The sequence below is a fragment of the Allorhizobium sp. Av2 genome (assembly GCF_021462805.2).
GTDB classification, from domain to species: Bacteria; Pseudomonadota; Alphaproteobacteria; order Rhizobiales; family Rhizobiaceae; genus Allorhizobium; species Allorhizobium vitis_G.
Genome location: NZ_CP192697.1, coordinates 1,280,627 through 1,291,542 on the forward strand (window position 1 = coordinate 1,280,627; position 10,916 = coordinate 1,291,542).

Annotated in this window: 10 protein-coding genes; 9 read left to right on the forward strand and 1 reads right to left on the reverse strand. The window is 56.5% G+C overall.

Translation table 11 applies throughout. From position 1 onward, the window contains the following. Nucleotides 1-16: 16 nt before the first annotated feature. A complete protein-coding gene (locus FS819_RS23625; RefSeq protein WP_156549674.1) occupies nucleotides 17-1,105 on the reverse strand; it encodes an ABC transporter ATP-binding protein in 1,089 nt (362 codons plus the stop codon). Nucleotides 1,106-1,371: 266 nt separating this feature from the next. On the opposite strand from FS819_RS23625, the gene FS819_RS23630 reads away from it, so the two are divergent. From FS819_RS23630 to eutC, 9 genes are all read left to right on the forward strand, one after another. Next, nucleotides 1,372-2,082, forward strand: coding sequence for a GntR family transcriptional regulator (locus FS819_RS23630; RefSeq protein WP_156549676.1), 711 nt, complete (start codon nucleotides 1,372-1,374; stop codon nucleotides 2,080-2,082). A gap of 340 nt (nucleotides 2,083-2,422) precedes the next feature. Further along, entirely contained in the window at nucleotides 2,423-3,199 is a 777-nt protein-coding gene (locus tag FS819_RS23635; protein ID WP_156549678.1) for a hypothetical protein, read from the forward strand. Nucleotides 3,200-3,260: 61 nt separating this feature from the next. Continuing rightward, entirely contained in the window at nucleotides 3,261-3,536 is a 276-nt protein-coding gene (locus FS819_RS23640) for a PilZ domain-containing protein (RefSeq protein WP_081343937.1), read from the forward strand. Between the two features lie 47 nt (nucleotides 3,537-3,583). Further along, on the forward strand, nucleotides 3,584-4,132 hold the full coding sequence (locus FS819_RS23645) for a DNA-3-methyladenine glycosylase (RefSeq protein WP_156549680.1): 549 nt from the start codon (nucleotides 3,584-3,586) through the stop codon (nucleotides 4,130-4,132). 64 nt (nucleotides 4,133-4,196) lie between these two features. After that, the gene (locus FS819_RS23650; protein ID WP_156549682.1) at nucleotides 4,197-4,853 is read left to right on the forward strand and encodes an ABC transporter ATP-binding protein; all 657 of its coding nucleotides are present in this window, start codon (nucleotides 4,197-4,199) and stop codon (nucleotides 4,851-4,853) included. Next, nucleotides 4,853-7,261, forward strand: a complete 2,409-nt coding sequence (locus FS819_RS23655) for an ABC transporter permease (RefSeq protein WP_156549684.1) — start codon at nucleotides 4,853-4,855, stop codon at nucleotides 7,259-7,261. The genes FS819_RS23650 and FS819_RS23655 overlap by 1 nt, the downstream gene beginning before the upstream one ends. Continuing rightward, nucleotides 7,251-8,330 (forward strand): lipocalin-like domain-containing protein, encoded by a 1,080-nt coding sequence (locus tag FS819_RS23660; RefSeq protein WP_156549686.1) that lies wholly within the window; start codon nucleotides 7,251-7,253, stop codon nucleotides 8,328-8,330. Before FS819_RS23655 ends, FS819_RS23660 begins: the two co-directional genes overlap by 11 nt. Before the next feature lie 149 nt (nucleotides 8,331-8,479). Further along, nucleotides 8,480-9,877, forward strand: coding sequence for an ethanolamine ammonia-lyase subunit EutB (locus tag FS819_RS23665; RefSeq protein ID WP_156549688.1), 1,398 nt, complete (start codon nucleotides 8,480-8,482; stop codon nucleotides 9,875-9,877). Beyond that, nucleotides 9,874-10,629, forward strand: a complete 756-nt coding sequence (gene eutC / locus FS819_RS23670) for an ethanolamine ammonia-lyase subunit EutC (RefSeq protein ID WP_156549690.1) — start codon at nucleotides 9,874-9,876, stop codon at nucleotides 10,627-10,629. The genes FS819_RS23665 and eutC overlap by 4 nt, the downstream gene beginning before the upstream one ends. Nucleotides 10,630-10,916 lie beyond the last annotated feature (287 nt).

Below are 10,916 nucleotides of genomic sequence, written 5' to 3' on the forward strand. Positions count from 1 at the left end.
TCTGGTTATTGGTTGGTTATTTCTGCGCCGGTTTGCCGAGAACGATAGCGTCATCCGCCTCCCAGCAAACGGCAATGGCTTCGCCTACCTTGACCGGATGCGCATGGAAGGCGGCATCGGTCAGGATGGCAGTAAAGTCTTCGATGCCCGCACCACTCAGCATCAGCTTCACGGTGGAACCTCGATATTCGACATTGGTGACAGAGCCGGTGAAGCCAAGGCCCGGGACTTGGCTCTGGCCGATCCGCACATGGTCGGTGCGCACCGCGATATCGGCGGGCTCGCCGATGACCGCTTTGCCGGTGGCCGCAAAATCCGCGCCGCCTGCGACTGATATCATCGCGATCTCATCGGCAACGCTGGTGACGCGGCCCGAAATGACATTGTGATCGCCCATGAAACGAGCGACGAAGGCTGAGGCCGGACGCTCGAATACGGTGCGGGGCGCGGCAGCCTGTTCGATACGGCCATCGTTCATAATCACGATCAGGTCGGCCAGCGCCATCGCTTCTTCCTGGCTATGGGTCACATGCACGAAGGTGATGCCAAGCGAGGTCTGGAGTTTCTTCAGTTCTGCCCGCATGCGGATTTTCAAAAATGGATCGAGTGCTGACAAAGGCTCGTCCAGAAGAAGCGCTTCCGGATCGGTAATCAAGGCGCGTGCCAGCGCCACGCGCTGCTGTTGTCCGCCGGAAAGCTGGGCGGGGCGGCGATCCGCATAGGCCTCCAGTTGCATCAATTGCAGCATCTCCATCGCCTTTGCGCGGCGGGTGGCTTTGTCGATACCCTTCATTTTCAAGCTGAACGCGACATTTTCGGTAAGGTCGAGATGCGGAAACAGCGCATAGGACTGGAACATCATCGCCGTGCCCCGCGCAGCGGGCGCCAGATCGGTGATATTGGTGTTGCCCAAAAGGATATCGCCTGTCGTGACGGTCTCGTGGCCGGCAATCATCCGCAACGTCGATGTCTTGCCGCAACCGGAAGGGCCTAGCAGGCAGCAATAGGTGCCGGCCGGAATTTTCAGGCTGATGCTGTGAACGGCTGTCGTGTTACCGTAAACCTTGGTAACGGCGGCAATGTCGATGGCGGCGGCTTGTTTCATGCTGCGATCCCTTGATGACCGCTTTCTTACAAGCATCTTGCGTGCCAGATGCTCTTTACCCTTGGAAAACTTGGATAATCCTGTCGGCATTCGAGGGAATGCCCATGAAATCTCCGGGGTGTTGGTCGCTGTTGCGCAAAAAACGTGCGATTGTTTGCATTCTCTGGTCAAATTGTACGCAATAGATTTCTTGCCTGTCAGCAATCCGTGACTTTCCGAATTTGCCAGTTCAATGTACAAAGGGAGGCATCAGCACGGGTGACGCTATGAAGCTTGACGAAAAAATCAGTTTTCACGATTCAAATTTGGAAGACCGTGCGTTCACCATCCGAGAATCCCTGCGAAATGCGATTATAGACCGGCGTTTGACGCCTGGAACCAAGCTTTCGGAGGCGGAAGTGGGCCTTCTGTTCGATGTCAGTCGCACCGTTGTGCGCAGCGCTTTGCAAATGCTTGCATTCGAAGGACTGATAAAGACGGAACGAAACAGGGGTGCTTTTGTATCCAATCCGAGCCCTGAAGAGGCTGTGCAGGTTTTCGCCTGCCGCCGAATGATCGAACCCGGTATCGTTCTGGCAGCTGTCGAGCGGCTGACGGAGGATGATCTGGCGGCATTTCGCGCCCAGTTGGAAGATGAACAACGCCATCTGCACCAGCGCGGGCCTGCGGCGAGGCGCGCCGAAATAAAGGCCTCGGGCGATTTCCATCTGATGCTGGCCAAAGTTGCCGGCAATGCCATCCTGCAGAAGTTCATGGATGAATTGGTGGCCCGGTCATCATTGGTTATCGCGCTGTATGGTGGTTCCGGTGCGTCTAGTTGCGGTCACAACGAGCATGAACAGATACTTGAGGCTCTCGCGCAGCGGAATGCCAGGCGTGCAAGTGCGCTGATGCTGCATCACATTGATCATATTGAAGCGGATCTGGATTTGCGGGTTCGGGAAGGTCTGGCATTGAAAGATGCGTTGGGTCTTTAGCGCCCTTTTGGCCTTTTTGTGGACGATTTGTCAGGTTCAAGTCAGCACCGAATGGTTCAGGTGCTAGTCAGGCAAGGATGCGAGTCGTAGATCTTGAATTTAGCATTGGAGAGAATAGTCTGTCCTGGGCAGCGATTCCACCGCCTGACAGATCATAGTAGTGCGGCGGGTTTTTGAAATGCTTTATCCAGTGAGGTTCGTCTATCGTCGGTCCTCGGTTAAATTCGGCAGTACGACCATGCGGTCATTTCAACTGTCCAGGTTGACGAGGCCCTATCTCGGCGACAAATACCGGTTTGAAATGGCGGCTCTGCCGAACAAGCGAATACCTGGATTGCAAATGCTCTGGGCGAGCCTTCAGCCTAAAGATGCGATTTATGTGTTTACCAAGCGGGCGGCGCTTTCCATTGGCGCTTCGGCGCTGGAAATTCTGCATGGCCGAAGCCGGGGCATATGTTTCGACTATGTCGATACGCCACTGGACAAGATGGTTTTCAATCATGTCGATATGCATCTCGCCAGCTCACATATGGCGCGTGATGCAATGCGGGCCAGGCTGACAAACACGCCTGGTGCAAAAGGGCAGGTTGGACTGCTGCTGCATGGTGCCGATGAACGCATCTATGCCATGGGCAACCAGCACCGTAACGATTATCGCGCCGGTTATTTCGGCTTTCTGAAAAATACCGTCAGGACGCCTCAAATTGAAAAATCAGTCGATTTTCACGACGCGGCTTTCAGCGATTCCATGCGCCAGACCATTACGCGTATGGGTGACTACAGTTTGCATTACTGCATTCGCGCACCCCAGACAGAGACGTTGGCGAGGTGTTATAAACCTTTTACCAAGGGTGTGATTGCGGCGGCCTGTGGTGCAAATGTCCTGGTGAATGCGGCTCAGGACGATGCTCTCGCATTTCTGGGTGAGGATTATCCCTATCTCGTCCAAGGAGATGGGGAGGACGAGATTATCGATGTTTTACAACGGGCGCGAAGCACCCATGGTAAAAATGATTGGCTGCGCGCCCGCCGCGCCATGGATCATCTCCTGAATCAAGTCAGCCCAAAAGCAATGGCCATGCAGATGGATGAAATATTTACGACTTTGCTGAGATAATAAAGTCTTGCTGGACCGGTTGGATGTGATCGGGATGATATGAAATTGTAATAACTGCTGGATGGTCTATATCTGGGATCGGCGGGGGTTTAAAATGGAGAATAAGCGTAAAGACCATCGGGGACGGACCTTACAAGCGGCACGCATTATCTTGAAAAATGGATTTTCGAGCTTTAGCTGCACCGTCAAGAATATTTCCTCCGGTGGCGCGAAACTGGCGGGCGATAATTTTGTCAATGTTCCCGATGAATTTGATTTGCTGTTGGATGGCGGTCGCAAGGTTCACTGCATCGTCCGGTGGCGGAAAATCACGGAAATCGGCGTGGAATTCGCCTGACAGGCACTCAGAAGCGTCCCACAGGTGGAAAAGTTCAACACTAGGCCATGATTGAGTTCAACAGCAGTGCTGTCGATATTGCCCGCGAGCTGATTGGGGCTGAGCTTTTCGTGGACGGTGTCGGCGGTATGATCGTCGAAACCGAGGCCTATGAGCGCGATGATCCGGCATCCCATAGTTTTCGGGGTCCTACGCCGCGCAATAAAACGATGTTTGGTCCAGCCGGACATGTCTATGTCTACCGTTCCTACGGCATTCACTGGTGTTTAAATATCGTTTGCCGGTCCGGCAGTGCAGTTCTGATCCGGGCGCTCGCGCCAAGCCAGGGTGTGGATGTCATGCAGGCGCGGCGTGGCGATGTGGCGCCGCGTTTTCTATGCGCTGGGCCTGGCCGTCTGGCACAGGCCTTGGGCATCACTGTTCAACACGATGGCTTGCCTCTCGCCTTGCCACCATTTCAGCTTCTGGCTGCCAAGGTCCGTCCAAGTGTGGCGATCGGTCCTCGCATTGGCATTACTAAAGCGGTCGATCACCCTTGGCGCTTCGGTTTGGCGGAGTCTAAATTTCTAAGCAAGCCTTTCCCGGCTGTCCTCTAGCGCCATATCCGCCAGACGGATTATGGTCTCGCGTTGATGAGCATACAAACGACTGGATAGGCTGATGGTGCTGGTACTGGATGCAGTGAAAAAGACATATCGCACATCGGAAGGTCCTTTGGAGGTTCTCAAAGGTGTCAGCCTGACCCTGGCCGCTGGGCGAACCATGGCATTGACCGGGGAATCCGGCAGCGGGAAAAGCACATTGCTTCATCTGGCGGGCGGATTGGACAGCGCCGATGCCGGGACGCTCCGGGTGGATGGCGAAGATATTGATGCGCTTGATGATAAAGGTCGCGCCCGGTTGCGTCGTGGGACAGTCGGGTTGATTTTTCAGCAGTTCAATCTGATCCCTTCGCTGGATGTGCGGGCCAATCTGGCATTTCATGCCCGGCTAGGCGAGCGTTACGATGGGCAATGGCAGACGGAATTGACGGAACGTTTGGGGCTTGCGGCGCTTCTGTCGCGCTATCCCGAGCAGCTATCCGGCGGCCAGCAACAGCGCGTCGCCATTGGTCGGACACTAGCTGTTCGGCCAAAACTGGTTCTGGCCGATGAGCCGACGGGCAATCTCGATGAAGAGACAGGCAACGCAGTTATGGCGTTGATGCTCTCTCTGGTGCGGGAGACCGGTGCTGCCCTGTTGATGGTAACGCATTCGCCCCGATTGGCGGCCATGCTGGATGAAAACTTGCATTTGCGTGCCGGGCGGGTTGCCTGATGCTGCGCACGGCTTTTCTGGCGTTGTTGTCGCATTGGCGGCGCAAGCCGCTTCAATTGGCGATGCTGCTCCTCGGGCTGTCGTTGGCGACAGCACTTTGGTCGGGGGTGCAGGCGATCAATGCCGAGGCACGGGCCTCTTATGCGCGGGCTGCCGCCATTCTGGGGCAAAACCGCCTGTCGGATATCCAAAGCAAGGATGGCAGGCCCATCCCCATCTCGACCTATGTCGCGCTGCGTCGAGCGGGGCTGTTGGTTTCCCCGGTTCTTGAAGGGGAGATGCGACTTGGCACGTTTCGCTTGCGGTTGATCGGCATAGACCCCCTGACAATTCCGTCGGTGGCCCAGCCTGTTGATTTGCACGGCGATGGCAATATCAATCGTTTCCTGCTTCCGCCGGGGCAGATCGCGGTTTCGCAAGCCACTGCCGATGCTCTTCTGGGGCAAGAGTTGCCGCCACTTGATATCGTCAAGGATATTCCTTTTGCAACCGGGTTTACCGATATCGGCAGGGCGCAAGCCTTATTGGCGCAGCGGGATGGGTTGACCCGGCTGATCGTCTCGCCTGAACAGCCGATTTCCCAACAGCAACTGGCGGCATTGGCGCCTGATTTGCGTCTGAAATCCCCTGATGGCGAAGGAGATCTTGCGCGATTAACGGACAGTTTTCATCTCAACCTGACTGCCTTCGGACTGCTGTCCTTCGTAGTCGGCCTGTTCATCGTCTATGCAGCGGTGCGGCTGGCTTTCGAACAGAGACGACCGACCTTTCGCACGCTTCGCTCCCTCGGTCTCTCGGCCAGCGCCTTGATGCTTCTGCTTTTCCTGGAACTGCTGGTCTTTGCATTGGCTGCGGGCGTCGCGGGCGTGGCGCTTGGCTATGTCGTTGCCTCGGTTTTGCTGCCGGATGTGGCACTGACCCTCCGGGGCCTTTATGGTGCCGATGTGCCGGGTACGCTGGCTTTTCGGCCCCAATGGTGGGCGACAGGGATCGGTATTGCGGTTGTCGGCACGCTGGCGTCCGCCGGGCAAAGTCTCTGGCAGGTCTGGCGCATGGCTCTGCTTGCACCGGCCCAGCCACGCGCCTGGGCGTTAGCCTCGGAACGAGCCTGGTTTCTCCAGGCGTTGGTTTCGTCAGTGCTATTTGCGGTAATGCTGATCTTGATGAAATTCGGCAATGGCCTGGTGGCTGGTTTTGCCACATTGGGAGCGCTCTTGTTGGCCTCGGCGCTTGCGCTTCCGGTCATTTTGGTGCCGGTGCTGCGGTTGATGCAGTCCCTGGCAAGGCGACCGGTGTGGCAATGGTTCTGGGCCGATACCCGCCAGCAATTGCCCAGCCTGTCCCTGGCTTTGATGGCGCTTCTTTTGGCGCTATCGGCCAATGTCGGGGTTGGAACCATGGTGTCCAGCTTTCGTCTGACCTTTGTCGGCTGGCTGGATCAAAGACTGGCCGCAGAGCTTTACGTGACGGCGCGCAACGATGGCGAGGCCGAGCGTTTGCAGGCCTGGCTTGCCCCTCGGGTCAAGACCGTTCTGCCGATCTGGAATACGCAGGGAGATGTCGGCGGCAAGACAGTTGTCATTCATGGCGTGGTCGATGATGAGACCTACCGCGATCACTGGCCGATGCTTGCCGCCACGCCGGATGTCTGGGGCAGGTTGGCACGGGGTGAGGGGGCGTTGATCAATGAACAGATGATGCGCCGCGAGGGCTTGGCGGTGGGTGATGAGATCAGGCTACCCGGTGGCTGGAAGACGCGTATTCTTGGTGTCTATTCCGATTACGGCAATCCCAATGAGGATGTGATCGTCGCTCAATCGGAATTGGTCAGCCGTTTTTCCGATCTCTCGCGCTTGCGGTTCGGGCTGCGGGTGCAGCCTGAACAGACCGGCGCGCTGCGTGAGGCTTTGATGACCGAATTCGGCTTGCCGCCCGATAACGTCGTGGATCAGGCCGTGATCAAGGCGCGATCACTGGCGATTTTCGAAAAAACCTTCGCTGTTACAGCCGCTCTCAATGTCTTGACACTGGGGGTGGCTGGGCTTGCGATGTTTGCCAGCCTTATGACTCTATCAGGCATGCGGCTGCCGCAGATCGCCCCCGTCTGGGCAATGGGTTTGACCCGTCGCGCGATAACCGGGTTGGAGCTTGCCCGCACCCTTATCCTTGCGGGCTTTACACTCGTTGCCGCGCTGCCGGTAGGACTTGGGCTGGCCTGGGTTCTGTTGGCCGTGGTCAATGTCGAGGCCTTCGGTTGGCGCTTGCCAATGCATGTATTTCCTGTCCAGTGGCTATGGTTGGTAGGGTTTGCACTGTTGGCTTCGGTGCTCTCGTCCCTCATCCCGCTTGCTGGCATTGCCCGATTGAAGCCGTCAGATTTATTGAAAGTCTTTGCCAATGAGCGCTAATATCAGTCGGTTCATGGTTTTCGCTCTGGTGCTGCTGCTGGGTGGTCATCCGGTTTTTGCCCAGGGCTTTGCCGGTCTTGGTGCCAAGGCTGGCGATGGTTTCGCCTTGCCGCAGCCGGGCCGCCCGTTTGCCTTTCCAATTGACCACGGCCCGCACCCGGATTACCGGATCGAATGGTGGTATGTGACTGCCAATCTGACCGGACCGGGTGGGCGCGATTACGGGGTGCAATGGACGCTGTTTCGTTCAGCATTGAAACCGGGCGAGGCAGAGGGTTTGAACAGCCCACAAATCTGGATGGGCCATGCGGCCTTGACCACGGCGGATCATCATTATGCTGCAGAAAAATTTGCGCGTGGAGGAATAGGCCAGGCGGGCGTGACGCTTGCGCCGTTTTCCGCCTGGATCGACGATTGGTCACTCATGGCAGGAGCACTGACGGGAAGCACTGGCGATGCGCTGTCCTCCTTGACTATGAAGGCCAAGGGCGCCGATTTTTCTTACGATCTATCGCTGCATGCCACCGGTCCGCTGGTGGCGCAGGGAGATCATGGCTATTCGGTGAAATCTGCGGAAGGGCAGGCGAGCTATTATTATTCCCAACCCTTCTATGCGGTGAACGGTGTCTTGAATCTGCCGGATGGCCCTGTCCCGGTGACTGGTAAGGCCTGGCTGGACCGGGAGTGGTCCTCCCAACCGCTCTCCGCCGACCAGAAAGGCTGGGATTGGTTCTCTCTTCACTTTGAGAATGGTGCAAAACTGATGGGTTATCATCTGCGCGGCAAAGGTGACGATTATACCGTTTCCACCTGGATCACGCCGCAGGGGGTGCCGGAACCGATGCCACCTGGTGCCCTGAAGCTGACGGCAGTAAAGCAGGTTCAGGTTGCCGGCCGCAGCATGCCAGTGGAGTGGCAATTGGAACTGCCTGAAAAAGCCATGTCGATCCGCACCACGCCCGTGAATGCGCAAAGCTGGATGCCCCTGGCCTTTCCCTATTGGGAAGGTCCTATCCGCTTTTCGGGTAGTCATGCTGGTGCGGGCTATCTTGAAATGACCGGGTATTGAACGCAGACAGCCGTTTGTTCATATGGCATGCGCTTTGCTTTGCTGCATTTACAGTAGGTCGAGCGCCCGGCTCATGATAATCATGCGGTCGGAATGGCATGGACAGGCATATCGGGCATTTGCCCGCTTTGTCTGCAAGGAGAACGGTGATGGCATCTTATTCGATCATCCTTGGGCGGCAACGCCATGTATTCGACGATCTGAAAAGCCTGATGGCCTGCGCTTCCCCGCTAAAGTCCGGGGATCAATTGGCAGGGATCGCCGCAAGCAGCAATGAACGCCGGGTCGCGGCCCGCTATGTGCTTGCCGATCTTCCTTTGAAGACTTTTCTTCAGGATATGCTGATCCCCTATGAGATCGACGAGGTTACCCGGCTGATCGTCGATAGCCATGACGTCGCAGCGTTTGCGCCTGTCTCCCATATGACTGTTGGTCAATTTCGTGACTGGCTGCTGTCTTATGAGGCAACGAGCGAAGTTTTGGCAGCGCTTGCCCCCGGTCTGACACCGGAAATGGTGGCGGCTGTTTCCAAGCTGATGCGTAATCACGATCTGATTACAGTTGCGGCGAAATGCAGCGTTATCACCGCATTTCGCTCGACAATCGGGCTTTCGGGCCGGCTTTCCAGCCGGTTGCAGCCCAACCATCCGACCGATGACCCGGAAGGGGTGGCCGGCTCGACCTTGGACGGTCTGCTCTATGGTGTTGGTGATGCGGTGATCGGCATCAATCCGGCCAGTGATAATCTCGAAGCCTGCATAAGGTTGATGCATCTGTTCGACAAACTCAGGGACCGTTTCGAAATACCGACACAGTCCTGTGTCCTGACCCATGTGACAACCTCGATCCAGGCGATCAAGGCAGGCGCGCCGCTCGATCTCGTCTTTCAGTCCGTTGCGGGAACGCAGGCCGCTAACAAGGGCTTTGGCGTCGATCTTGCGGTTTTACGTGAGGGACGCGAGGCAGCGCTTTCGTTGAAACGTGGTACCGTTGGTGACAATGTCATGTATCTGGAGACCGGGCAGGGCAGCGCGTTGTCGGCTGATGCCCATCACGGCGTCGATGAACAGACGCTGGAGGTTCGGGCCTATGCCGTGGCGCGGGAGGTCAAGCCGCTGCTGGTCAATACGGTCGTCGGCTTCATTGGGCCGGAATATCTTTATGATGCCAAGCAGATTATCCGCGCCGGACTGGAAGATCATTTCTGTGGCAAATTGCTGGGCGTGCCGATGGGTGTCGATGTCTGTTATACCAACCATGCCGAAGCTGATCAGGACGACATGGACAACCTGATGGTGCTCCTGACCGTGGCAGGGGTGAATTTCCTGATTGCTGTGCCGGGTGCAGACGATGTCATGCTCAATTATCAAAGCCTGTCCTATCATGATATTGTCGGTCTTCGTCACCAGTTCAACCGTCCGCCCGCGCCGGAGTTCGAAGCGTGGCTAAAGCGGATGGGGATGATCGATCGGTCCGGTCGATTGGCGCCATTGCCCCAGTCCAACGCATTTTCCCGCAACCTTCTGTCTTACAAGGCATCGGCATGAGCAATTCCGTCGATTTCGACCCGTTTGCAAGGTTTCGCAGCGCCACTCGGGCGCGTATCGGACTTGGCCGGGCAGGCGATGCGATGCCGACACAGGCGGTGCTGGAGTTTCAATTGGCCCATGCCAGGGCGCGTGATGCCGTCCACGGGGAAGTGGATTTCGAGAAAATAGCCACCGCGCTTGCTCCGATTGAAACAGTGCTGGTCCACTCCCTGGCAAAAGATCGGGCGACCTACCTGACCCGCCCTGATCTTGGGCGCATGCCGGATAGCCATGACCTTCCGGCACCGGGCAAGACCTACGAAATCGCGTTCATCATTGCCGATGGCCTTTCGGCAGCGGCGGTGGAGCGCCATGCGGTTTCGGTCTATGAGGCGACTGTGCGCCGGCTCGGAGGGTTTTCAGTCGCCCCGGTCGTCCTTGGAAAACAAGCGCGTGTCGCTTTTGGCGATGAAGCCGCGGCGGCCTTCGGCGCGCAAGTGGCTATTGTCCTGATTGGAGAGCGGCCCGGCCTTAGCGTTCCCGATAGTCTTGGCGCCTATATTACCTTTGCGCCGCGTAAAGGACGACGCGATAGTGAGCGCAACTGCATTTCCAATATTCATGACGATGGATTGTCTTACGAATCGGCGGCGGAAAAGATTTCCTGGCTGGTGAAGGAAGCCTTACGGTTGAAACTCACAGGTGTGGACTTGAAGGAAAATGCGGCGGATGGGATCTCACTCCCGCACAACGTGAAATCTTTGACTTAAGTAGCTGTTAATAAATAATTTTAATCTCTGAAAGATTTGGTCGGCTAAGCTTTTCTTCAGCTTCTGGCGCAGACTTGACGCGACTCACTGTATGCGGCACATTTACGATGAAACGTTCGATATGTCTGTTGTTGCCGTAACAAGCTGTGTATGCTGTTAGTTTTCCGCTGGTGCGTATATCATTCCAGAAGAGAATCAGTCAGTTTGCGCGGTGACGAAAGTTTAGGCGTATGCAAGCGTTGAATGGTCAAACCGTTCGAAGCTAAGGCACGCGCTTTACCGGGAGA